A 20,792-nucleotide genomic window follows, 5' to 3' on the forward strand; every position below is an offset into this window, starting at 1 on the left:
CTTCACACCGCGCAGGGTGACCGCGCCGCGCACCGCGACCGGGATGTGCCGGCTGGACAGGTCGAGCGTGAACTTCTGCTGCACGAAAGGCACGACGAAGACACCGCCACCGACCACGACCTTCTGGCCGCTGTTGTCGGTGAACACCCGCCCCGTGGCCGGGTCGGTGGCCTTCTTGCCGCGCCGGCCGGTGATGATGAACGCCTCGCTGGGGCCGGCCACCTTGTAGCGCGTGACGACGACGAGGCCGAGCAGGACGACGAGGACGACTGTTCCCACGACGGCGGTCAGGACAGGGCTCATGCAGAAATCCCTTCGAATGAAGTGAACGAGACAATGGAGTCCGACGAGAGGAACGCGAGGGACGGCAGGAGCGGACTCGGTGAATGAGCCGGTGAATCGGAGGGCGGCGCGGAGGCGGAAGTCAGCGCTCCACGGGGCGGACCGTGACCGACGTCGCCGACAGCACCGACTCCACCCACACCTCGGCGCCCCGCTCGACCGGCGCGGCCGCCTTCGCCGCGTATTTCACCGGCTGGCCCGCCAGATACAGCAGCACCTCGCCATAGCCCCCGGCCGGAATCGCCGTGACGACCGCCCCAGACGTGCCCGTCAGGTCCTCTCCGCGCGGCGCGGGCGCGCCGCCGTCCCGGAGCAGCGCCCGGCTGAACCGCCAGGTCGCCCAGCCCACCAGGGCGCCCGCGGCGATTCCCGTGAGGGTCGCGGCGACCGCTCCGGCACCGGCCGCGCCCGTCACGATCGCGCCCGTGAATCCGAGCGCCGACACGAATCCGGCGATCACGGGGAGCGAGAGAAGACCGTCGAGACCGCCGCCGATGCTTTCCAGGAGGCCGTCGAAGACGAGGGAGAGAGCCAGGACGATCAGCCCCGCGATACCGAATCCCAGAAACCATCCCACGTGTCGGTCCCCCTTGATTCCCTCGCGATCCGCCCCTATTCCTGAATTGTTCCATGTAAGGAGCGTGTAGGACATGGGTGCCGGCACCCATTGATTTCCGGGAACGGCCCGGCTGTTCAGTACGATGGGCCGCTGTTCTTACGTGGAGGAGGGTGTCGTGACGGACCGGAGCGAGGGCGGAGCGGAGCCCTCCGCGCGCAGGCGCGGGCAGGGCGAACTGGAGTCCCAGGTGCTCGCCGTGCTGCGCGAGGCGTCCGAGCCCGTGCCCGTGGCGTGGGTACGGGAACGCCTCGGCGGCGGTCTCGCCTACACCACCGTCATCACCATCCTCACCCGCCTCCGGGCCAAGGGCGCCGTCGAGCGCGAGCGCGCCGGCCGTTCCTTCCGGTGGACGGCGGTCGCCGACGAGGCCGGGCTCGCCGCTCTGCGGATGCGGAAGGTCCTGGACGCGGAGGCGGACCGTCAGGCGGTCCTCGCGAGCTTCGTCACCGGCCTCTCGCCGAACGAAGAGCGACTCCTTCGTGAACTGCTCTCCAAGGCCGCCGAGGAGGAGGAAGGCTAGCCGTCATGGGAGTCTTCGTCTTCCTTCCCCTGGTCCTTCCGCTCACCGCCTGGCCGGTCGCCCGCCTCGCCGAGCAGCGGCTCCACCCCCGTACCGCGACGCGGCTGCTGGCCGCCGTCGCCGGTGTCTCCGCCGTGTGCAGCACCCTCTGCCTCGGCCTGCTCATGATCGTGGGCACCGCGCAACTCCCCGGCAACCCGCTCCCCGACAGCTGGTCGGACCCTGATGTACGCGCGGCCCTCCCGTACGACGAGATCGCCGGCCGCGCGGCCATCCCGGCGCTGCTCGCCGTCCTGGTCTCGTGCGGCGCGGCCGCCTGGCGGCAGGTGCGGGTACGGCGCCGGGTCGTGGCGGCGCTCGCCGGGCTGCCGCCGACGCCCGTCGCGGTGCTGCCGGACCGCACGCCGTACGCGTACGCGGTGCCCGGCGGCCCGGTACGGGGCGGGGCGCGGGGCCGGGGCAGGAAGACACGGCGCCCTGGCGGGGAGCCGAGGGGGCACGGCCGGGTCGTGGTCAGCACCGGGATGCTCGCGGGCCTCGCCCCCGCCGAACGAAGGGCGCTCTTCGCCCACGAGCGGGCCCATCTGGCCGGGCGTCACCACCGGCACCTCCTGGCGGTCCATCTCGCGGCGCGCGCGAACCCGTTCCTGCGGCCGCTGCGTACCGCCGTCTCCTACACCGCCGAGCGCTGGGCCGACGAGGAGGCGGCCGCCGAGGTCGGCAGCCGCCGCTCCGTCGCCCGCGCGATCGGCAAGGCGGCCCTCCTCGCGCCCCGCGCTCCGGCCGCCGCCCTCCCCGCCGTGACGGGCGGGGACGCCGGCCCGGTGCCCCGACGGGTCGCGGCCCTGATGCGCCCCGCTCCGGCGGGCCGCGCGTGGCCGCCGGCCGGCACGGCCGTGGGCCTCGCCGTCTGGTGCGCCGCCTTCGGTGCGACCGTGTCGGCCCTGTCCTCGGCGAACTCGGCGGTCACGCTCTTCCTGGTGCTGCGCGGGGCCGCCTCGCCGATGTAGCCGTTCGACCGCTTCTGGAGAGTGTCCTGTCGATGACGCCGGGAGCCCGGCCTGATCGGCGGGACACCCCTCAGAGGTCGAACTCGTGCGGCGGCAGGTCCAAGGTGAAGCAGGCCTCGCGGACCACGGCCTGCTCCGTCTTGTCGAAGTCGCCGTCGGCGCCGCCGATGACGATGCCGATCTGGATGACGGCGCGTGCCTCGGCCGGCTTCTTCTTCGCCTTGGCGATCTCCTGGAGCACGCTCACCTTGCCGAAGTCGAAGTCGGCCGTCAGCTTGTTCAGGTTGTCGTCGAAACGGCGCTGAAGGTCCAGCGCGTCGAAGTTCTGCAGCACCTCGTTGGTCGAGATGAGCTGGGCGACCCGGCGGCGCTCGGCGGGGTCGATCGTCCCGTCGGCGGCGGCGACCAGTGCGCACATGGCCATGCTCGCGTCCCGGAACGCGCCGCTCTTCAGGTCGTTCTTCTTCGCCACCAGCTGGGTCTGCATCGTCGATGCGGATTCCTTGATGCGGTCCCACAGGGCCATGAACACTCCAGACGTCGATTGCTTCTACGGTCTTGTAGAACGTAGCAGTGGGACGGGGAGTTCCCGGGGACCGTCACACGCCGAGAAGTTGCAGCGAGGCCCACAGCGCCACCGTCGCGGCGGTGAGGGTGGCCGGGACCGTCAGGAGGCCGAGACGGGTGAACTCCCCGAGGCCGACGGGGTGGTCGTGCTCGTGGGCGATGCGGCGCCAGAGGAGGGTGGCGAGGGACCCGGCGTACGTGAGGTTGGGGCCGATGTTCACCCCCAGCAGCACGGCGAGCACCGCGCCGGGGCCCGAGGCCGCCGCGAGCGGGACCAGGGCGAGGGTCGCGGGGAGGTTGTTGATGAGGTTGGCCAGGATCGCGGCCACGGCGGCGACGCCGAGCAGGGCCGGCAGCGAGGTGCCGTCCGGGAGGACATGGGCGAGGGCGGTGCCGAGCCCGTTGTCGACGACCGCCCGGACGACGATCCCCAGGGCCAGGACGAACGCGAGGAACGGCGGCGCCGCCGAAGCCACGAGCGCGCGTGGGGTCGTGCGGCGGCGGACCAGCGCCCGTACGGCGAGCACGGCCGCGCCCGCCGCGGCCGCCCACGCCGGATCCACGCCGGTCGCCGAGGCGAGGGCGAAACCGCCCAGGGTCCCGGCCACGGTGAGCAGGGCGAAGAGGGGGACGGCCACGGGGGCCGGAGGGTCGGTGGGGATGGCCGCGGCGGCCAGGTCGCGCGCGAAGAAGCGGCGGAAGAGGCCGTACTCGACGGCTGTCGCGGTGAGCCAGGGGAGCAGCATCAGCAGTGCGAACCGGGTGAAGCCGAGCCCGGTGGCCGTGAACGCGAGCAGGTTCGTGAGGTTCGAGACCGGCAGCAGCAGCGAGGCCGTGTTGGAGAGATGGGCGCTCGCGTAGGCGTGGGGCCCGGGCCGGGCTCCCATCCGGGCGGCGGTCGCGAAGACCACCGGGGTGAGCAGGACGACGGTCGCGTCGAGGCTCAGGGCGGCGGTGATCAGTGAGGCGAGCACGAACACGGCACCGAGCAGTCGCTGCGGGCGCCGACGGGACCAGCGGGCCATCCAGGTGCCGCAGGCGTGGAACAGTCCTTCGTCGTCACAGAGCTTGGCGAGGACGAGGACGGCCGCCAGGAAGCCGATCACCGGCCCCAGTCGCTCCGTCTCCTCGCGTACGGCCTCGGGGGTGACCGCGCCCACGGCGAGCACGGCACCGGCGGCGGGCACGGCGAAGACCGCCTCGGGCAGGCGGAACGGGCGGACGACGGCGCAGATCAGCACCACGGCCAGGGCGAGCACGGAAACGGATGGAGCGAGCATGCGTTCGATCATCCGGGTCGGCCGCGGCGGCTCCTCAGGGGGGTGCTCGGTGGGTCTCTCCTTCCCGGACTGGAGAAACGTGACATTGTACGATGCTCCCCCGTGACTTCTCGGAGGACGCACGATGGGTGACCTGAAGCAGTACGGCCTCGTCAGGGCCCAGGAGCGGCTCCGCGACCAGGTCGGGCACGCCCTCCGCGCGGCCCTGATCGCCGGCGAGCTGCGCCCCGGCCAGGTCTACTCGGCCCCCGGACTCGCGAGTGACCTCGGTGTCTCCGCCACCCCGGTCCGCGAGGCCATGCTCGACCTTGCCCGCGAAGGCCTGGTCGAACCCGTCCGCAACAAGGGATTCCGCATCACCGAGGTCAGCGAGCGGGACCTCGACCAGTTCACCGAACTGCGCACTCTCATCGAGGTGCCCACCATCGGGCGCGTCACGAGGAGGGCCGACCGGGAGCAGCTGGAGGCGTTGCGTCCGGTCGCCGAGGAGATCGTCGCGTGCGCCCGGGGCCACGACCTCATCGGCTATCTGGAGGCGGACCGCCGCTTCCACCTAGCGCTGCTCGCGCTCTCCGGCAACGACCGGCTGGTCGAGACGGTGGGGGACTTGCGCAAGCGCTCCCGGCTCTACGGTCTGACCGGCCTGGACGAGGCGGGCAAGCTCGTCTCGTCCGCCGAGGAGCACCTCGAACTCCTCGACCTGATGATCGCCGGAGACGCGCCTGGCGCCGAGGCGTGCATGCGGCGCCACCTCGGGCACGTACGGTCGCTGTGGGCCGAGGGCCGCGACGAACCGGTCGGGCGACGGGGGTAGGCGGCGCGGAGCCCGTCGCCGGGCCCGGCGCAGGGCCCGTGACAGGCGAGGCAGGTGACCGGTCTCCGGTCGGGGAACGCCCGCACGGACCGGCAGAGCTTCGAAGGCGGCTCCGTGATCATGAAATCGTCGCCCGCGCGGATCACGCTTCGTCGGTGGGTCGCGCTTCGTCGGCGGGTCGGGTGAAGCGTCCGCTCGACTCCCCCCGGAGCCGGCCGGCCGGAAGCCCGCGCCCGTAGGCCAGCAGCAGGAGGTCCTGGGCGGTGCCGAACACGGGGGTGCCGGAGCCGTACGACCAGTCGAGGTCCTCGGCGCACAACCGCACCGCGTCGAGGTCGGCGCCGAAGAACTTCAGGCTGCTGGGCCGGATCCGGTCCAGCAGGATGCGCAGCCGGTCCTCGGGGACACACCGGTCCAGGCCGAGAGCGACGGTGATGTCCAAGCCGTGCACCACGTCGTGGCCGAGTGCCGCAGCGAACCCGCCGACGGGCGGGGTCCACGGATGGTCGGCGTTCACCCGCAGGAACGCGGCGAGCTCGGTGGTGGAATGGGCGGCCGCATCCCTGCGTGCGACCCGGTCGGTCATGCGGTGGAGGTTCCCGCGCGCCTTGACCAACTCGCCCAGCGTCGCGGGCAGGGAGAGCCGGAACCCCATCGACATGTGCGCCGCGACCTCGCGAACCCGCCAGCCCGCGCACAGACTCCGCTCATTCCACTGCTCGGTCGTCAGACCGTCGAACAGGTCCGCCAGTTCCCGGCGTTCGGCCGCGATCGCGGCCCTGACCTCGGTGCTGTTCCTCTTGCGGACTCTCGCTTTCTCCATGTGACCAACCCTGCGGCCCGCCAGGCGATAACGCCAATAGATGGTTGTGCTGCTCCCTAGAATCAGTGCTTATGGAGCTCCGTCAGCTGCGCTACTTCGTCTCCGTCGTCGAGGAGGGCGGCTTCACCCGCGCCGCGGTCCGGCTGCATCTGGCCCAGCCCGGCCTCAGCGCCCAGATCCGGCAGCTGGAGAAGGAGTTGGGGCAGCCCCTGCTCGACCGCTCCGGACGTTCGGTGACACCGACCGAGGTGGGCCGGGCCGTCCTGCCCTACGCCCGCGCCGCACTGGCCGCCGCGGACGCCGTGCGACAGACGGTGGACGCGTACACCGGGCTGTTGCGCGGCCGGGTCACCCTCGGCCTGGTGTCCGGAGCCGCCGGGCACGCCTTCGACATCGCCGGCTTCCTCGCGGACTTCCACGAGGACCACCCCTCGGTGGAGGTGGCGCTCACCGAGGACACCACGGAACGGATGCAGGCCGCACTCCTGGCCGGCGAGCTCGACATCGCCTTCCTCGGGACGGCGGTGGAGACGCCACCGCCGGGAGCGGCCTTCCAGATGGTGATCGACGTCCCCCTGGTCGCCGTTGTCGCCGCCGGCGATCCCCTGCTCGAACGCAGGGACGGCACGACCGTCCCGCTCGCCGATCTGCGCGACCGGCCGCTGATCTGCCTGCCGCGCGGCACCGGGGTGCGCGCGGCGCTCGAACAGGGCTGCGCTCAGGCGGGATTCCGGCCCCGGGTCACCTTCGAGGCGGCGGCACCCCACGTGCTGGCGCGGCTCGCCGCGCGGGGCCTCGGTGTCGCCGTGCTGCCCGCCGGAGAGGACGAGCCGGCCCCCGACGGGCGGCTCCGCACCCTGCGGATCGCCGATCCCGAGATGCGCGGCCGCCTCGCGCTCGCCTGGCAGGCCACCGGCCCTTCGAGCCCCGCGGCCCGGGTCCTCCTGGACCGCCTGCGGGAAGCCCTCCCGCCACCGCGCCGCACCTAGGGGCGTGGTGTCGGTCAGGCCGGGGTCGCCACGCCCGGCACCGCGCCGGTCAGTCCCGGCCCGGGAAGAAGTCGGCGCCCTGGACGTACTCCATGGCCTTGGTGAACTCCGGGTCGCCGAGGCGGCGTTCCATCTCCTCCGGACTCACGTCCTCCACGCGGGTCTGGATCCAGTACAGGTTGCCGAGCGGGTCGCGCACCCGTCCGACCCGGTCGCCGAAGAACAGATGGGTGACCTGGGTGACCGAGGTGCCGCCGGCCGCGACGGCCCGCCGGTGCACGGCGTCGGCGTCGTCCACGTACAGACGGAGGAAGCCGGGGGTCGCGGGCCACTCCGGTCGCGCGTCGAACATCATCACCACCGAGTCGCCGATGCGGACCTCGGCGTGCTGGACGCTTCCGTCCTCGCCGGTCAGGCACGCGAGCTCCTCCGCTCCGAAGGCCCGCTTCAGGAACGCGATGAGCCGCACGGTGTCCCGCGAGATGATCCACGGCGTCACCGTGTGATAACCCTGGGGAACGGGGTTGACGGACATCTGGCTGCCTCCTGGGGTGCGAGTGCCTCAACGTGATGACGACGCTAGTCCCGATCCAGGCCGGTTCACGGCCCGGAAGGACCTGGCTCCCCGGGATAAGAGGCCCGGCGCCCTCACCTGGCCATCACCTCGTGTCGTTGTTGGGCCGAACGGGTGAGGAGCGGGAGGATGTGCCCATGAGTAGGTACGAGAGGTACGACGTCACCGACGAGCAGTGGGAGGGCCTCGCCCAGGTCGTGCCCCTGCGCGGCCGTGACGAGTGGCCGTCCAGGGTCGACCACCGCACGATCCCCGAGCAGTACGAATCCGCCGAGCAGCGCCGCATGGTCGTGCTCCGCGTGCAGGTGTTCGCCGACGCCCGTGAGGTCGCCGAGTACCTCATCGCCCAGATCCCGGTGCTCCTCGATCTGACGAGCGCCGACACCGAGGTCGCCAAGCGCATCCTCGACTTCAGCAGTGGTGTGGTCTTCGGTCTCGGCAGCGGGATGCACCGCGTCGACCGTAACGTTTTTCTCCTCGCCCCGGCCGGTACGGAGGTCGAGGGTGCGGAAGGCGAGGACGAGGAGGGTGTCGTGGGCGGCCGGACCGCCGGCGTCCCCCGATCGTAGGAAGGTCATCTCGCTGTAACGGTTCGTCAGGGAAGGGACTGCGTACGGTCCGGGCATGGACCTCACCGGTGGCTTCACGCTCGACCACTCCTCCTCCACGGCTGCCCCTTCCTCTCGCGCTCCTTCCCCGGGCGCACCGTCCACCGGCGCCCCCTCCACCGCCGCACCGTCCACCCGCTCCCCCCTCACCGGCACTTCCTCCGCGGGGGCCGCGCCCCGGCTGCCGTCGCAGGGCGGGGCCGGGCGGAGGGCCGAGAGGGGGGCCGCCGGCGGGGGAGGCGGCGGGGGACTCCGGGCCCGGCCCGCCGTCACCGAGCTGCGGTTGTCCGCGTTCGCCGGCCACCGCTCCGCCGTGCACGCCCTGGGGCCGGTCACCCTCTTCACCGGGCCCAGCGGCAGCGGAAAGTCCACCACCCTGCGGGCGTACGAGGCGCTGGCCCGGCTCAGCGCGGGTGACACCCTCGACGAGGTGTTCCCCGACGCCGCCGACTGCGTCCCCGAGCGCGCCCGGCCCGACGCCCAGGGCCGGCGCGGCTTCCGTATCGGGTGCACGGTCGACGGACCCGAGGGCCCGGTCCGCCTGGACCTCGCCGTCCAGGCCGAACCCCGGCTCCGTATCGTCGGCGAACGGCTCACCGGCCGGGGCCGCACCCTCCTCGCCACCGCCCTGCGCGACCCGGGCCGCCCCACCGTCCAGGCCGAGTGGCACACCGCCGGAGCCACCCCCGTCACCCGGGCCCCCTTCCCCGACGACCTCCTCGGTACGGCCCTGCTGCCGCTGCGGGTCGCGGGGAAGACCCCCGGGCAGCTGGAGGTGCTGGCCGCCGCCGAACAGGTGGTGGTCGGGCTGCGGGCCGCGTTCGCCTGCGACCCGCGGCCCGAGCGGATGCGTGCCCCCGTACCGCCCGGCGAGGGACGGCTGCGCCGCGGCTGCGGCAACCTCGCCGAGGTCCTGCACCGCACCCACACGGACTGCCCGCGCCGGCACCACCGCCTCGCGGCCGTGGCGGCGGCGGGCTGCGTGGGACCCGTCACCGGTCTCGGCGTGCGCGAACTCCCGGAGGGCACCGTCCGGGCCGTACTCGAACGCGGCGGCCGGCCCGCGACCCCGCTCGCCCGCCTCGGGGACGGGGAACTGCGCTATCTCGCGCTCGCGCTGACCCTGCTCACGGGCCCCGGCGTCCTCGAGATGGACCGGATCGCCGAGGTGCCCGAGGCCATGCAGTCCCTGACGCTGCTCGCCGACGGCCTCGACCGCGCGCTCGACGAGCGGCAGGCCGGTGAACTGCTCCGTCTCGCCACGGGCATCGCGGCCGACGGACACATCCGGGTCGCCGGCACGGTCGGGGAGCGGGCGGCGGCACAGGCACGCCGGACGCCCGGGGTGACGGTGGTGGAGCTGAGCGGTTGACGGGACTGCTGGTGGGCCTGCCCGCGGTTGACCCGCCGGGTGCGCGCCTGGTGGCGGCCCTGAGCGGTGCACGCGCCTGGTGGTAGACCTGAGCGCGTGACGGACAACGACGTAGCGGGACTGCAGCGCAGGCTGGCCGAGTTCGCGGCCGCCCGCGACTGGCAGCCCTACCACACGCCCAAGAACCTGGCGGCGGCGCTCAGCGTGGAGGCGGCCGAACTCCTGGAGATCTTCCAGTGGTCGACACCCGAGCAGGCGGAGCGGGTGATGGACGACCCGGAGTCGGCGCACCGGGTCGCCGACGAGGTGGCGGACGTGCTCGCCTACCTCCTGCAGTTCTGTGAAGTGCTCGGGGTCGATCCGCTGGCCGCGCTCGCGGCCAAGATCGACCGGAACGAGGTCCGATTTCCCGTCCGGAGGCGGGGCGGAGGAGGGGGAGAAGGGGGTGAGGAGGGGGATCCGAGCAGAGATCGTCACTCTTCGGAGTGATCGACTTTTCCCCGTCGAGCCTCCTGTCCACAGATTTCCGAATTCCCCTGGTGTTGGGGCTCAGGGCGCCTCACTCTGGGTAGTGGACTGAGTGGGCAGATAAGTCGTACGAACGGGGGCGGCGTTGATGGAAGCGGAACGACTCGTCGCGCTTGGCCGGCACGCGCTGGCGGAAAGCGGATCGGCACAGGACATCGTGGCGGAGGCCTGGCAGGCACAGGCGCTCGCCCAGGCGATAGGGAATCGTCTCGCGCTCTGCGGACCGCAGGAACTGCGCGGTGAGGCGCGGGGACTGAGCGAGATCGGGGAGTACCCGGCATGGGGTGCCGGTGGGCCGCGTGCGGCCCAGTTGTCGGAGGTGGTGGACCCGAGGGGGGCGTTGACCGCGCTCGGCGAGCTGCTCGGAGAGGTGGGCATCGCGCTGGTCGGCGTGGCCTGCGCCACCGATGACGAGGGCCTCTACTGGCAGTGCATCGAGGCCATCGACGCCGCCGACGAGTCGAGCGACCGGGTCCGCGGGATGCTGCGGCGCCTCGCCGTGCGGGACGGGGAGCGGGCCCGCCCGCCCGACGCCGCCCGGGGCCGTGCGGGCCCCGGGCGGGGCCGGTGATGAACGGCGTACGGTGCGGCCGGCTCGGGCGCGTGTTCCCGGGGTCCGGTCCGCTCGGGGCGGGAGCGACGTGGCTGCTCGTCCTGCTCGGGCCCCTGTTCCCGGTGCCCGGCATGTTCGGGGCGGGGCCGGTGGGAGTGGGGCTCCGGCCGACGGCGCTAGGGCTGGGGCTGGTGGGGATCGGGCTGGTCGTGCGCGGCCCGGTCCGGAGCGAGGCGGTCGGACGTGGACTGGAGATCGGCGTCCAGTTGGTTGAGGTCGGCCGAGAGGGCCGCCATCAGTTCCTCCATCTGCTGGAGCAGGCCCTTGGGGGCACCGGGGCCCTTCTGCTCGGGCACGGATCGCGACGCCGGCTGTTCGGGCACGGCCTGCTCCGGCGCGGCTTCCTGGGACATGGGGGCCTCCTCGGCCCGGGCCCCGCCACCGAGCACGGGGCCACGAGAGAGAGCGACGCACCGGCAGCGGCCGCCGGCACGCGGGCCGGGCGGTCCGGCTCCGCCCGAGCCAACGACGGGTCCCGGGCCCCGGTCACTGGCCGGGGCGGACGCGGCCCGCCGGAGGGCCGGATATTCACCCGCCCGAGCCGAGGCGCGCAAGGAGCTGACGGAGAGGTTGACACGCACCCGACGGTGCAGGATGGAGGTATGGATCTCCGTATCTTCACCGAGCCCCAGCAGGGGGCCGACTACGACACCCTCCTCACGGTGGCACGGGCCACCGAGGAGCTCGGATTCGACGCCTTCTTCCGCTCCGACCACTACCTCAGCATGGGCTCCGCCGACGGGCTGCCCGGACCGACCGACGCCTGGATCACCCTGGCCGGGCTCGCCCGGGAGACCGAACGGATCCGCCTCGGCACCCTGATGACGGCCGGGACCTTCCGGCTCCCCGGCGTGCTCGCCATCCAGGTCGCCCAGGTGGACCGGATGTCCGGCGGACGGGTCGAACTCGGGCTCGGCGCGGGCTGGTTCGAGGAGGAGCACAAGGCCTACGGCATTCCGTTCCCGAAGGAGAAGTTCGGCCGTCTAGAGGAGCAGCTGGCGATCGTCACCGGTCTGTGGGAGACCGAGATCGGCAAGACCTTCGACTTCGAGGGGGAGTTCTACCGGCTCAGCGACTCCCCGGCGCTGCCCAAGCCCGCGCAGGACAGGATCCCGGTCCTGATCGGCGGCCACGGCGCGAGCCGCACGCCACGGCTGGCCGCGCGGTACGCGGACGAGTTCAACATCCCGTTCGCCTCGATCGGGGACAGCGAGCGGCAGTTCGGCCGGGTCAGGGCCGCGGCCGAGGAGGCCGGGCGGGCACCCGACGACCTGGTGTACTCCAACGCCCTGGTCGTCTGTGTCGGCAAGGACGACGCGGAGGTGGCCCGTCGGGCCGCCGCCATCGGGCGGGACGTGGACGAGCTGAAGGCGAACGGCCTGGCGGGCACGCCCGCCGAGGTCGTCGACAAGATCGGACGGTACGCGGCGATCGGATCCTCCCGGGTCTACCTCCAGGTCCTCGACCTGGACGACCTGGACCACCTGGAGCTGATCTCGGCGCGGGTCCAGTCGCAGCTGGGATGAGTGGGGCGATCCTGTGAAGCCGGTCCGTACGCTCGCCGAAGCCCTCGGGGCGGAGGTCCTCGTCCTCGACGGCGGGCTGTCCAACCAGCTGGAGGCGCAGGGCTGCGACCTCTCGGACACGCTCTGGTCCGCGCGGCTCCTGGCCGACGGACCCGAGCAGGTCGAGGCGGCCCACGCGACGTACGTACGGGCCGGTGCCCGGGTGCTCATCACCTCCAGCTACCAGGCCACCTTCGAGGGTTTCGCCCGGAGGGGTGTGGGCCGGGAGGAGGCGGAGCGGCTGCTCGCTAGGAGCGTGGAGCTCGCTCGGGCCGCGGCGGCGGGAGTGGGGGAGGAGGTGTGGGTCGCGGGGTCCGTGGGCCCGTACGGTGCGATGCTCGCGGACGGGAGCGAGTACCGGGGACGGTACGGGCTGTCCGTACGGGGACTGGAGGCGTTCCACCGGCCCCGGATCGAGGCGCTGGCGGCGGCGGAGCCGGACGTGCTGGCGCTGGAGACCGTTCCGGACGTCACGGAGGCGGAGGCGCTGCTGCGGGCGGTCGAGGGGTGCGGGGTTCCAGTATGGCTCTCGTACACGATCGAGGGCGGGCGGACCCGGGCGGGGCAGGACCTGACGGAGGCCTTCGCGGTCGCCGCGGGGAACGACCGGGTCGTCGCCGTCGGGGTCAACTGCTGCGACCCGGCGGAGGCGGGGCCCGCCGTGGAGCTCGCCGTCGCCGCGACCGGGAAGCCGGCCGTGGTCTACCCCAACAGCGGGGAGCGGTGGGACGCCCGGGCGCGGGGCTGGCGCGGCGACATCGCCTTCGACCCGGGCCGGGCCACCGACTGGGCCTCGTCCGGTGCCCGGCTCGTCGGCGGCTGCTGCAGGGTCGGCCCGACGACGATCTCCGCCCTGCGCTCGTCCCTGGCCACCGGGGGGATCGCGGGCTGAGCCCGCGCGCCCCGCAGGGTCGTGCGGCGCGGGAAAATGCCTGGTCGGGAGCGGAGCGGCGACTCATACTCGGAAGTGTGTTCCTGACGATCAGTACGACCGGCAACCCGGAGCGTCCCGCGACCGATCTCGGCTTTCTGCTGCACAAGCATCCCGAGCGGGCGCAGACGTTCTCGACTTCGCACGGCACGGCGCACGTCCTCTACCCCGAGGCGAGCGCCGAGCGGTGCACGGCAGCACTTCTCCTGGAGGTGGACCCCGTGGCGCTGGTGCGCCGCGGCAAGGGCAGGGGCCGGGGCGGCGCCCCGGACTCCGCGCTCGCCCAGTACGTGAACGACCGGCCCTACGCGGCGTCCTCGCTGCTCGCCGTCGCGCTCGCGAAGGTCTTCAAGACGGCGCTGCACGGCGTCTGCCAGGCGATGCCCGAGCGGGCCGAGGCGGCGCTGCCGCTGCGTATCGAGGTGCCCACGCTGCCCGCGCGGGGCGGTGCCGAGCTGGTGCGCAAGCTGTTCGGGCCGCTGGGCTGGGACACCGTGGACGCCGAGCCGGTCGCTCTGGACAAGCAGTTCCCCGAGTGGGGTGCCTCCCGCTATGTGCGCCTGGTGCTAGAGGGCGAGCTGCGGCTCGCGGACGCCCTCAACCACCTGTACGTCCTGCTGCCCGTACTCGACGACGCCAAGCACTACTGGGTCGCGCCCGACGAGGTCGACAAGCTGCTGCGCGCCGGTGACGGCTGGCTCGCCGGTCACCCCGAGCGGACCTTGATCACGGCCCGCTACCTGTCCCGCCGCTGGGGTCTGACGCGTGAGGCGAGCGAGCGGCTCGAACTCGTGCGGCTCGCCGAGGCCGAGGGCCTGGACGTCGACGACGTCGACAACGCGGTCGACGAGTCGACCGACACCGAGGAGCGGCCCGTGCCGCTCGCCGAGCAGCGCAGGGCGGCGATCCTCGCCGCCCTGGAGCGGGCCGAGGCGAGCCGGGTCCTCGATCTCGGGTGTGGCCAGGGCCAGTTGGTGCAGGCGCTGCTCAAGGACACCCGATACACGGAGGTCGTCGGTGTCGACGTGTCCGTCCGGGCTCTGACCGTCGCCGCGCGGCGGCTGCGGCTGGATCGGATGGGGGAGCGGCAGGCGGCCCGAGTGAAGCTGATGCAGGGTTCGCTCGCGTACACCGACAAGCGTCTGACCGGCTACGACGCGGCGGTGCTCAGCGAGGTCATCGAGCACCTCGACCTGCCGAGGCTGCCGGCCCTGGAGTACGCGGTGTTCGGCTCGGCACGGCCGCGCACGGTCCTCGTGACCACGCCGAACGTCGAGTACAACGTGCGCTGGGAGTCGCTGCCGGCCGGGCACGTCCGGCACAGCGACCACCGCTTCGAATGGACCCGGGAGGAGTTCCGGAGCTGGGCGGCCTCGGTCGCCGAGCGGTACGGGTACGACGTCGGGTTCACCCCCGTCGGCCCGGACGACCCCGAGGTCGGACCCCCCACTACTCATTCGGTACACACCAAATTCCAGTTGGCTTCCTGACCCCTCGTTGAGCCGTTCGGTAAGTCTCTGACCTGCCTGTTTCCCGACGCCGCGAAGCCTCTGAAGCTCAACCTTTGAATCAAAGGTGCGCGCAAAAGAGCACCCAGTCGGCGGCGACGGATGCCGACTGGGGCTGAAAGATGACTCCCTAGGCCCGAGCCTCGACAAGCAAAGTGCCCATCTTCCGAGGGCCGGGCGGGGCAGCGATCAAGGAGGCCGCCGTGCTGGTGAAGCCGTGCTTCGCGAGGAGCGCCTCCCAGGCTTCAGGCTCGTAGTCCCAGCGCTTCACCACCAGCGGGTCCTCGTCCTCGGACCTGTTGATGTAAGACGCCTGGCAGCCGTAGCAGCCTTCGATGGCGGGCCGGTGCGAGAAGGCGAACACACCTCCCGGACGGAGCCTCGCGCGGACGGCGGGCAGGAGTGCCTCTGGGGCGGTGAACCACGCCGCGCCGAACACGGAGAAGACCGCGTCGAGCTTCTCGTCGGTTTCCTCCAGGTAGGCCACGGCCTCGGCGTTGTGCAGCTCAAGTCCCGGGAGCTCGCCCCAGCGCTCGGCGGCGGCTGCGAGCTGCGGCGGGGAGATGTCGAGGCCGATCGCGCGGTGGCCGAGGGTGGCTACATGGGCGAGGTTGCCGCCCTTGCCGCATCCGAGTTCGAGGACCACGGATGCAGGGGCCAGGTCGAGGATCTCGGCTCCGGGACCGTGGTCGGCGTACTGGGTCCAGTTGAACCATGTGGTGGCGCCCGAGGCGTTGACGTGCCGCCGTCCGGGGTTCTGGTGGGAGTAAGTGTTCCAGGCTGCCGTGTCGGCCATTGGCTCTCTCTTGCTCATTGGGCCAGCCGCCCGGCGTGCGCCGGACGGCTGGAGTGTGGTGCGTGAGGCGCTGTTCGTCTACTTGTTGACGGGGCTGTCGGTGCATCCCTGGTGGCACTGGGAGCAGTCGCCGTCGGCGCGCATCCAAAGGTCCGGATCGATGGTGTACCCGGCCGCGCGGATGGCGGCGAGGGTCCGCTCGCGTGCGGCGGCGGGGCCGCCGGGCACCGGCTCGTTGTCGGTCGGGACGTGGTGGATGAACCGGCCGGCGACGCGCTGGCAGAACTCGGAGTAGTCGACGGTGTGGAGGATCCACGTGTGCCAGCCGATGTCGACGAGCGCGCTCGGGACGAGGAACTGTCCGGGCTCGCGGGCGCCGGCGGCGAGGAACGCGGCGGTCTGGCTGACGATCCGGCGCGCGGTCGGCACGTCGATCTCGGGGTGATCCTTGGTGATGCGGACCGCGAGCCGTTCGTGCACCTCGGGGTCGACGAGTGTGCCCGGGAGGGTGGTGCCCACGGGACGCTCCAACGCGATGGTCATCTGCTCTCCTAGTGGGTGTGCCTCCGTCACAGCCGGATTGTGGCTGTGACGGCCGTGCCCTGCCCCGCAGGGCAGGAGTTCAACGGGCGACGCCGACCGCTATGACGGCGAGTATGTCGAGGACGATCAGGCAGTAGAGGGCCTGCCGCTGCCACTCGCTCACGGGGCGCCGGGGGTGAGGTGAGGCCTGTCGGGCCGGCCGACGAAGGCCTTCGGCCGCTCGGCCGCGCGGTGCTCGCGCAGGACGCGGACCATGTCGCGGGTGAGGTGGGCGAGGTCGCGCATGTAGGACCAGTTCCCGAGCGGGTCGGGCGCGGGGCCCTTGGCCTTGAGCGTCTCCCACCGCGCGAGCACGCCGACTCCGCGGTCGCTGCGGCGGCAGACCGGGATGTACTCGATCCCGACGGCCAGGCCCTCGACGCGGGTCAGCAGCCGGTTGGTCAGCGCCGCGACCTCGGCGGCCGGCAGGGTGTGCCGGACGGCCAGGGCAGCTGTCGCTTCGCGCTCGGCCTCATCTTCGGCGTGCTCTTCCATGGCGGTGGCGACCTGAAGGAGGGCCGGGCCGAGGTCCGTCTCGACGGTCAGGCTGCCGCTGGCCTGCTCCGTATGCTCGGCCTGCTCGTGCATCGGCTGCTCCATCCATCCGTGGCCATTTCCGCAGTTCGCGGTACGTCCAGGCCGTCTGCACCCGATGATGTGTGAGCACCGCACCGGACAGATAGGCCATGGAGTGGCCACGCATGGCCACGTCGCGGCCACGGCCCCCAGGGACCGCGATGACACCCCACACTGACGGCATGAGCCGCAACGAGGCTCTCCGCGCCGCGCGACTGAAGCACGGTTGGAGATCAGCCGACGCCGCCGCCGAAGCGCTCCAGGCCCACGGGCAGCGCTTGCTCGACGACATGCACTTCACTGTGTCCCCGCGGACCTGGCGTCGGTGGGAGGGCCCGCGCCCGGGCTGGCCGTCGGAGGAGACCGCGCTCGTCCTCCACGACGCGCTCGGTCGATGGCCGGAGAATCTCGGCTTCACCGCGCCGCCGGGCTGGATCCGGCCCGAGCACCACGAAGAGACCGCCATGCAGACCGCCCACCTCCTCGACGTCACTGCCGCCGCCCTCGTCCCCGGCCCCCTCGCCCCGCAGCAGGTCGACCCCGCGCTCGTGGACTACTTCCAGTCCCAGCTCGAGGGCCACTACCGGGCCGACATGCTGCTCGGACCCCACGACCTGATCGGCACCCTCGGCCCGCAGTACCAGCTCATCGACAAACTCACCCGGTCCGCGACCGGTGAGACCCGCCGCGGCCTCCTCCGCGTCGGCGCCGCCTACGCAGCGCTCGTCGGCTGGCTCTACCAGGACGCTGGCGACCTGAGCGCGGCCGCGTTCTGGCGGGGGATCACGCAGGAGATAGCGCTCCGGGCCCGCGACCCGCACCTCATCGGCTACGCCATGGTCAACTCTGCGATGGGCCGGACTGACCTCGGCGACGGGGCCGGTGTCGTCGACCTGTGCGAGGCCGCCCTCGACGAGCCGTCCGCCGTCGTGCCGAAGGTGCGCATCATGGCCATGCAGCAGCAGGCTCACGGCGCCAGCCTCCTGCGCGACCGGGCCGCAGTCGACCGGCTCATCGACGAGGCAGACCGGCTCCTGCCCCGGGTCGACGATGACCTGCCCTGGGGCAATGCGTGCCGCAGGACCCCTGGGTACCTCGAGGTCCAGCGCGCCACCTGCTACGGCCGGCTCGGCCTCGGCACCGAGGCGAGCGACCTGTGGTCGCAGGTGCTCGGCATCGTCCCGGATACCGCGCGGCGGGACCGCGGGGTGTACATGGCCCGGCACGCGACGGCGGCCGCGACCGCACGGGAACCGGAGCAGGCGGTCGAGATCGCCCGGGAGGTTGCCGTGATCGCGGTTGAGACCGGGTCCGCACGGATGCGGCGGGAGCTGGCCGCCCTGGAGCAGGTGATGCGGCCGTGGCAGGATGCCCCGGTCGGGCGGGACCTCGCCGAGGCCATCGCCCCGGTGACCGAGGGGAGCTGACCATGGGTGTACCTACGCCGCTGACTGACGAGGAGATCGCGGAGCGCCTCGCCGCGCTGCCAGGGTGGGAGCGCACAGGCGACGAGATCACCCGCACATACCCGATTCGCTACCACGCGGCCGTCGCGGCGATCGTGACGATCGCAGACCGGTCCCGCCGGGTCCAGCACCATGCGGACCTAGACCTGCGCATGGACCACTTGCGGGCGGCCATCACCACGCATGACGCGAACTACCGGCTGACTGAGGCTGACTTCGACCTTGCGCGCCGGATCGACGAGATCGTGGCTGCGCACCAGGCTCTTCCGCTCGACTGACCCCGGGCACAACAAAGCCGCCCCCTCCGCCCGAAGGCAGAGGGGGCGTCGTCGTTCACACTCCGGTGCGGTTGTATTCGTCGACGAGCGGGTGAACCGGCTCGGGCTCGATCCCTGCCCGGTTCATTTGGTCGGCCCAGCGGTTCACCGTGGACGAGAACGCCCTCAACAGGGACTCGCAACGAGCCTGCCGTGCGCGCAGGGACGTGTTCTCCTCGTCCACGCGCTTCACGGTGGCCTGCAGTACAGCCAGATCGGCTGCCTGTTGCTGTGGTGCAGCCGTCGCCTTGGCCGCCTTGACGGTGGCGCGGGCCACGAAGACCCCGCCGCCGCCGAGGATGCCGCCGGCGGCTCCCACGATGGCCGCCCAGTCACCGATGTTCATGCGGCCTCTTCTTTCCGGGCGCGGCGCGGAGCTTGGGGACCAGAGTCTCGGGCACCGTGCTGGCCCACAGGATGACCCCCACATGGGAGGTCAGGTACCAGACCGCGACCCAGATGGCGCGGGAGTAATCGCCGGCCAGGACCGCGGCCAGGTAGGCGACGGCCCAGACTGCGGGCGGGATGAGCGCCGTGATGAAGCCGAGTCGGTCGCGGCCGATGCGGAGGAACGCGGAGCCGATTGTGACGAGGCCGCAGATGATCCACAGCCATGCCCAGTGCTGCAGGGTGCAGTAGCGGGTGAGGAGCTGCAGGCCGAGCGGCTGGGGCGGGTCGACGAGGAAGGACACGCCCCAGCAGGTCTTGCCGGTGCCGAGGATCAGGAGGAACGCGCCGCGGCGGCCCAGGTGCTTCTTGGCTCGACGCAGCGCCGTGCATCGCACCTACACCCCAGACAGGGTCGGGGCGTCGGGCTTGGACGGGGACACCTGCACGCGGGTCAGCAGCGTGAGCGCGGCGAGCGTGAAGGTGTTGATGGCGCCGATCGTGCCCTGGGACACCTCGTAGCCGAACGTGGCGACGAGGACGCCGCCGGCGGCGACGAGGGTGGTGAAGGCCTGCGGTGCGATGGGCCGGGTCAGGGCGGCGGCGATGGCGCCGAGGATCGCGGTGGCGACGCCGACGATCGCGCCGGCCTGCTCGTCGGTCAGGCTGGTGATGCCGAGCGACACGATGAGGCCGAGGGCGGCGGCCAGGGTGTTCAGTACGACGACGGGTTCGCGTCCGAAGATACGCACGGTCAGGACTCCTTCTGGGCGAGCAGGGCGAGGATCTTCTTCACGTCCGCGGCGAGCGTCGTGACGGTGGCGAAGGTCTGGACGACGTAGCCGTAGACGTCCGGGATTCGGCGGCCGATCGCCTTCGACTTCTCGTCGGCCTTCTTCTCGCGGTACGCCAGCACCGCGAGTGCGACGCGGTCGACGTCCTCCTGGGACAGGGCCATGACGGGGTCCTCCTCGGGGGTGGGCTTCTTGATGGGGCGGGGGGCGCCGCGCTGGACCCAGGCGTACAGCGGGCCCCCGGGGCAGTCGGTGGCGTAGCCGTCACGGTGGCCGCCGATCCAGTCGCCCGCGGCGCCGTTGACGCGCAGGTCCTCGATCGCGTCGCGGATGCCGTGCAGCATGGCGTCGGTCGGCTGCGTCAGCCCGGCCGAGCCGAGGAGCGCACAGACCGCGTAGTCCTGCGTGTTGAGGGCGGCGTTGCCGTTGGCGCCGGTCCGGTGGTGGGGGCCGCGGCCCTCGAACGCGTCGCCGTGCTCGCAGACGAGGTAGTTGTAGGCGACGTCGGAGTAGTTCTCCTTCGTGTTCGCGAGGTGTGACTCCCTGATCTGCCGGACGTAGGCCGGGCACTGGGAGTGGGGGCGGCTGCTGTACGGGGTGCCGAGGTAGTGCACCTTCACGCCGCGCGTCTTGGCGATGTACGCGGCCGGGCTGTTGGCGGGGAGCCCGTACTGGGCCCGCCGGATGATGGCCATGAGGCCTCCAGACATGACGGAACCCCGGGCCAGGCGGCACGGGGCGGGCGGGGGTGAGGCGGGTCAGATGGGGGCGTCGATGTAGCAGCCGTCGAGGAGGATGCCCGACGTGGTGTTCGGGGCCGCAGTGGGGACGCCGAACTGGAGCAAACCGCCGGTTGAGATGGTGCAGCGGATCCCGTAGAACCCGGTGCTGCCACCTACGAGCGTCCAGCCGTGCTCGAACGTGGGCCGATGTCCGACGTTGAACGTGAACGCGGTCGTGTTCACGTTCGGGAGGAGTGCCGGCGCCGTGACAGTGATGCGGCCCTTGTACTCCCAGCGCTCGGCGCCGAGGAGCTTGATCTTGCGCATCATGGGCGTGTGGGAAGCGGCGGAGAACCCGGAGGCGAAGGACCCGATCGTGCTGAACGGCGTCCACTCCATGAGCTCCTGGACGAGCCGACTGTTCAGCTTGTCGGCGTCGAGGTCCTCGCCCGCGGTAAACGGAACGTAGGGCACGGGCTCGCTCCTTCC

General features: G+C 72.2%; 27 protein-coding genes and 1 pseudogene. 13 read left to right on the forward strand and 15 right to left on the reverse strand.

All coding sequences use genetic code 11. The features are described 5' to 3' along the window. Positions 1–303: pseudogene (locus tag IF00_RS0128075) on the reverse strand (flotillin family protein); the annotation flags it as partial. Positions 304–424: 121 nt separating this feature from the next. Beyond that, positions 425–919, reverse strand: a complete 495-nt coding sequence (locus IF00_RS0128080) for a hypothetical protein (RefSeq protein ID WP_030322775.1) — start codon at positions 917–919, stop codon at positions 425–427. A gap of 157 nt (positions 920–1,076) precedes the next feature. On the opposite strand from IF00_RS0128080, the gene IF00_RS0128085 reads away from it, so the two are divergent. Further along, complete coding sequence (locus IF00_RS0128085; RefSeq protein ID WP_030322777.1) at positions 1,077–1,481, forward strand: BlaI/MecI/CopY family transcriptional regulator; 405 nt, start codon at positions 1,077–1,079, stop codon at positions 1,479–1,481. Between the two features lie 5 nt (positions 1,482–1,486). Continuing rightward, positions 1,487–2,491: a M56 family metallopeptidase gene (locus tag IF00_RS0128090; RefSeq protein WP_030322778.1), complete on the forward strand. Its 1,005-nt coding sequence runs from the start codon at positions 1,487–1,489 to the stop codon at positions 2,489–2,491. 70 nt (positions 2,492–2,561) lie between these two features. Here IF00_RS0128090 and IF00_RS0128095 read toward each other — a convergent pair whose 3' ends face one another. Both IF00_RS0128095 and IF00_RS0128100 read right to left on the reverse strand, forming a co-directional pair. Next, positions 2,562–3,017, reverse strand: a complete 456-nt coding sequence (locus IF00_RS0128095) for a tellurite resistance TerB family protein (protein WP_030322780.1) — start codon at positions 3,015–3,017, stop codon at positions 2,562–2,564. Between the two features lie 73 nt (positions 3,018–3,090). After that, the gene (locus IF00_RS0128100) at positions 3,091–4,338 is read right to left on the reverse strand and encodes an SLC13 family permease (protein WP_030322782.1); all 1,248 of its coding nucleotides are present in this window, start codon (positions 4,336–4,338) and stop codon (positions 3,091–3,093) included. A 124-nt stretch (positions 4,339–4,462) separates the two neighbouring features. Between IF00_RS0128100 and IF00_RS0128105 the strand changes: the two genes are divergently transcribed. Continuing rightward, the gene (locus tag IF00_RS0128105) at positions 4,463–5,152 is read left to right on the forward strand and encodes a GntR family transcriptional regulator (protein ID WP_030322786.1); all 690 of its coding nucleotides are present in this window, start codon (positions 4,463–4,465) and stop codon (positions 5,150–5,152) included. A 142-nt stretch (positions 5,153–5,294) separates the two neighbouring features. On the opposite strand, the gene IF00_RS0128110 is transcribed toward IF00_RS0128105, so the two are convergent. Continuing rightward, positions 5,295–5,975 (reverse strand): maleylpyruvate isomerase family mycothiol-dependent enzyme, encoded by a 681-nt coding sequence (locus IF00_RS0128110; protein WP_030322787.1) that lies wholly within the window; start codon positions 5,973–5,975, stop codon positions 5,295–5,297. Positions 5,976–6,046: 71 nt separating this feature from the next. Here IF00_RS0128110 and IF00_RS0128115 point away from each other — a divergent pair, with 71 nt between their 5' ends. Then, on the forward strand, positions 6,047–6,964 hold the full coding sequence (locus IF00_RS0128115) for a LysR family transcriptional regulator (protein ID WP_030322788.1): 918 nt from the start codon (positions 6,047–6,049) through the stop codon (positions 6,962–6,964). A 49-nt stretch (positions 6,965–7,013) separates the two neighbouring features. On the opposite strand, the gene IF00_RS0128120 is transcribed toward IF00_RS0128115, so the two are convergent. Then, on the reverse strand, positions 7,014–7,499 hold the full coding sequence (locus tag IF00_RS0128120; RefSeq protein WP_030322789.1) for a VOC family protein: 486 nt from the start codon (positions 7,497–7,499) through the stop codon (positions 7,014–7,016). Positions 7,500–7,675: 176 nt separating this feature from the next. Between IF00_RS0128120 and IF00_RS0128125 the strand changes: the two genes are divergently transcribed. From IF00_RS0128125 to IF00_RS0128140, 4 genes are all read left to right on the forward strand, one after another. Continuing rightward, entirely contained in the window at positions 7,676–8,107 is a 432-nt protein-coding gene (locus IF00_RS0128125; protein WP_030322791.1) for a cell division protein SepF, read from the forward strand. 55 nt (positions 8,108–8,162) lie between these two features. Next, positions 8,163–9,518, forward strand: coding sequence for an AAA family ATPase (locus IF00_RS0128130; protein WP_030322792.1), 1,356 nt, complete (start codon positions 8,163–8,165; stop codon positions 9,516–9,518). 96 nt (positions 9,519–9,614) lie between these two features. Next, positions 9,615–10,007: a nucleotide pyrophosphohydrolase gene (locus IF00_RS0128135; RefSeq protein WP_030322793.1), complete on the forward strand. Its 393-nt coding sequence runs from the start codon at positions 9,615–9,617 to the stop codon at positions 10,005–10,007. Between the two features lie 127 nt (positions 10,008–10,134). Beyond that, on the forward strand, positions 10,135–10,617 hold the full coding sequence (locus IF00_RS0128140; protein ID WP_030322794.1) for a DUF6099 family protein: 483 nt from the start codon (positions 10,135–10,137) through the stop codon (positions 10,615–10,617). Between the two features lie 158 nt (positions 10,618–10,775). Here the strand turns inward: IF00_RS0128140 and IF00_RS0128145 are convergent, their stop codons facing one another. After that, entirely contained in the window at positions 10,776–11,012 is a 237-nt protein-coding gene (locus IF00_RS0128145; protein ID WP_030322795.1) for a hypothetical protein, read from the reverse strand. Positions 11,013–11,261: 249 nt separating this feature from the next. Between IF00_RS0128145 and IF00_RS0128150 the strand changes: the two genes are divergently transcribed. The 3 genes from IF00_RS0128150 (at position 11,262) to IF00_RS0128160 (ending at position 14,645) form a co-directional block, all read left to right on the forward strand. Continuing rightward, positions 11,262–12,185 carry an LLM class F420-dependent oxidoreductase gene (locus IF00_RS0128150; protein ID WP_030322796.1) on the forward strand — a complete coding sequence of 308 codons (924 nt, stop codon included), beginning with the start codon at positions 11,262–11,264 and terminating at the stop codon, positions 12,183–12,185. 13 nt (positions 12,186–12,198) lie between these two features. Continuing rightward, positions 12,199–13,116, forward strand: coding sequence for a homocysteine S-methyltransferase (gene mmuM, locus IF00_RS0128155; RefSeq protein WP_030322797.1), 918 nt, complete (start codon positions 12,199–12,201; stop codon positions 13,114–13,116). Between the two features lie 77 nt (positions 13,117–13,193). Beyond that, the gene (locus tag IF00_RS0128160; RefSeq protein WP_037639212.1) at positions 13,194–14,645 is read left to right on the forward strand and encodes a 3' terminal RNA ribose 2'-O-methyltransferase Hen1; all 1,452 of its coding nucleotides are present in this window, start codon (positions 13,194–13,196) and stop codon (positions 14,643–14,645) included. Positions 14,646–14,793: 148 nt separating this feature from the next. Here IF00_RS0128160 and IF00_RS0128165 read toward each other — a convergent pair whose 3' ends face one another. The 3 genes from IF00_RS0128165 to IF00_RS0128180 form a co-directional block, all read right to left on the reverse strand. Beyond that, the gene (locus IF00_RS0128165; protein WP_030322799.1) at positions 14,794–15,459 is read right to left on the reverse strand and encodes a class I SAM-dependent methyltransferase; all 666 of its coding nucleotides are present in this window, start codon (positions 15,457–15,459) and stop codon (positions 14,794–14,796) included. 78 nt (positions 15,460–15,537) lie between these two features. Then, positions 15,538–16,002, reverse strand: a complete 465-nt coding sequence (locus IF00_RS0128170) for a glycine-rich domain-containing protein (RefSeq protein ID WP_051820646.1) — start codon at positions 16,000–16,002, stop codon at positions 15,538–15,540. 159 nt (positions 16,003–16,161) lie between these two features. Then, on the reverse strand, positions 16,162–16,629 hold the full coding sequence (locus IF00_RS0128180; RefSeq protein ID WP_078944887.1) for a hypothetical protein: 468 nt from the start codon (positions 16,627–16,629) through the stop codon (positions 16,162–16,164). A 170-nt stretch (positions 16,630–16,799) separates the two neighbouring features. On the opposite strand from IF00_RS0128180, the gene IF00_RS0128185 reads away from it, so the two are divergent. Both IF00_RS0128185 and IF00_RS0128190 read left to right on the forward strand, forming a co-directional pair. Then, on the forward strand, positions 16,800–18,044 hold the full coding sequence (locus tag IF00_RS0128185; RefSeq protein ID WP_030322805.1) for an NsdA family TPR-like regulatory protein: 1,245 nt from the start codon (positions 16,800–16,802) through the stop codon (positions 18,042–18,044). 2 nt (positions 18,045–18,046) lie between these two features. Then, the gene (locus tag IF00_RS0128190; RefSeq protein ID WP_030322807.1) at positions 18,047–18,361 is read left to right on the forward strand and encodes a 4a-hydroxytetrahydrobiopterin dehydratase; all 315 of its coding nucleotides are present in this window, start codon (positions 18,047–18,049) and stop codon (positions 18,359–18,361) included. A 55-nt stretch (positions 18,362–18,416) separates the two neighbouring features. On the opposite strand, the gene IF00_RS0128195 is transcribed toward IF00_RS0128190, so the two are convergent. The 5 genes from IF00_RS0128195 to IF00_RS0128215 form a co-directional block, all read right to left on the reverse strand. After that, on the reverse strand, positions 18,417–18,746 hold the full coding sequence (locus IF00_RS0128195; RefSeq protein WP_030322808.1) for a hypothetical protein: 330 nt from the start codon (positions 18,744–18,746) through the stop codon (positions 18,417–18,419). Continuing rightward, positions 18,733–19,185 carry a hypothetical protein gene (locus IF00_RS0128200; protein ID WP_030322809.1) on the reverse strand — a complete coding sequence of 151 codons (453 nt, stop codon included), beginning with the start codon at positions 19,183–19,185 and terminating at the stop codon, positions 18,733–18,735. Before IF00_RS0128200 ends, IF00_RS0128195 begins: the two co-directional genes overlap by 14 nt. Beyond that, positions 19,186–19,539: a hypothetical protein gene (locus IF00_RS0128205; protein WP_030322811.1), complete on the reverse strand. Its 354-nt coding sequence runs from the start codon at positions 19,537–19,539 to the stop codon at positions 19,186–19,188. It abuts the gene before it with no gap. Between the two features lie 2 nt (positions 19,540–19,541). Further along, positions 19,542–20,276 (reverse strand): peptidoglycan recognition protein family protein, encoded by a 735-nt coding sequence (locus IF00_RS0128210; protein WP_051820647.1) that lies wholly within the window; start codon positions 20,274–20,276, stop codon positions 19,542–19,544. A 63-nt stretch (positions 20,277–20,339) separates the two neighbouring features. Continuing rightward, positions 20,340–20,777, reverse strand: coding sequence for a hypothetical protein (locus tag IF00_RS0128215; RefSeq protein ID WP_030322817.1), 438 nt, complete (start codon positions 20,775–20,777; stop codon positions 20,340–20,342). Between the last annotated feature and the right edge of the window lie 15 nt (positions 20,778–20,792).

The organism is Streptomyces flavochromogenes, assembly GCF_000717595.1.
Classification (GTDB): Bacteria; Actinomycetota; Actinomycetes; order Streptomycetales; family Streptomycetaceae; genus Streptomyces; species Streptomyces flavochromogenes.

Bases quoted from the DNA above. Each gene is read 5' to 3' on its own strand.
- IF00_RS0128120 (WP_030322789.1), bottom strand. From the start codon at position 7,499: ATGTCCGTCAACCCCGTTCCCCAGGGTTATCACACGGTGACGCCGTGG.
- IF00_RS0128125 (WP_030322791.1), top strand. From the start codon at position 7,676: ATGAGTAGGTACGAGAGGTACGACGTCACCGACGAGCAGTGGGAGGGC.
- IF00_RS0128110 (WP_030322787.1), bottom strand. From the start codon at position 5,975: ATGGAGAAAGCGAGAGTCCGCAAGAGGAACAGCACCGAGGTCAGGGCC.
- IF00_RS0128090 (WP_030322778.1), top strand. From the start codon at position 1,487: ATGGGAGTCTTCGTCTTCCTTCCCCTGGTCCTTCCGCTCACCGCCTGG.
- IF00_RS0128100 (WP_030322782.1), bottom strand. From the start codon at position 4,338: ATGCTCGCTCCATCCGTTTCCGTGCTCGCCCTGGCCGTGGTGCTGATC.
- IF00_RS0128165 (WP_030322799.1), bottom strand. From the start codon at position 15,459: ATGGCCGACACGGCAGCCTGGAACACTTACTCCCACCAGAACCCCGGA.
- IF00_RS0128145 (WP_030322795.1), bottom strand. From the start codon at position 11,012: ATGTCCCAGGAAGCCGCGCCGGAGCAGGCCGTGCCCGAACAGCCGGCG.
- IF00_RS0128130 (WP_030322792.1), top strand. From the start codon at position 8,163: ATGGACCTCACCGGTGGCTTCACGCTCGACCACTCCTCCTCCACGGCT.
- IF00_RS0128095 (WP_030322780.1), bottom strand. From the start codon at position 3,017: ATGGCCCTGTGGGACCGCATCAAGGAATCCGCATCGACGATGCAGACC.
- IF00_RS0128180 (WP_078944887.1), bottom strand. From the start codon at position 16,629: ATGCACGAGCAGGCCGAGCATACGGAGCAGGCCAGCGGCAGCCTGACC.
- IF00_RS0128170 (WP_051820646.1), bottom strand. From the start codon at position 16,002: ATGACCATCGCGTTGGAGCGTCCCGTGGGCACCACCCTCCCGGGCACA.
- IF00_RS0128185 (WP_030322805.1), top strand. From the start codon at position 16,800: ATGAGCCGCAACGAGGCTCTCCGCGCCGCGCGACTGAAGCACGGTTGG.
- IF00_RS0128195 (WP_030322808.1), bottom strand. From the start codon at position 18,746: ATGAACATCGGTGACTGGGCGGCCATCGTGGGAGCCGCCGGCGGCATC.
- IF00_RS0128115 (WP_030322788.1), top strand. From the start codon at position 6,047: ATGGAGCTCCGTCAGCTGCGCTACTTCGTCTCCGTCGTCGAGGAGGGC.
- IF00_RS0128150 (WP_030322796.1), top strand. From the start codon at position 11,262: ATGGATCTCCGTATCTTCACCGAGCCCCAGCAGGGGGCCGACTACGAC.
- IF00_RS0128140 (WP_030322794.1), top strand. From the start codon at position 10,135: ATGGAAGCGGAACGACTCGTCGCGCTTGGCCGGCACGCGCTGGCGGAA.
- IF00_RS0128210 (WP_051820647.1), bottom strand. From the start codon at position 20,276: ATGGCCATCATCCGGCGGGCCCAGTACGGGCTCCCCGCCAACAGCCCG.
- IF00_RS0128105 (WP_030322786.1), top strand. From the start codon at position 4,463: ATGGGTGACCTGAAGCAGTACGGCCTCGTCAGGGCCCAGGAGCGGCTC.
- IF00_RS0128190 (WP_030322807.1), top strand. From the start codon at position 18,047: ATGGGTGTACCTACGCCGCTGACTGACGAGGAGATCGCGGAGCGCCTC.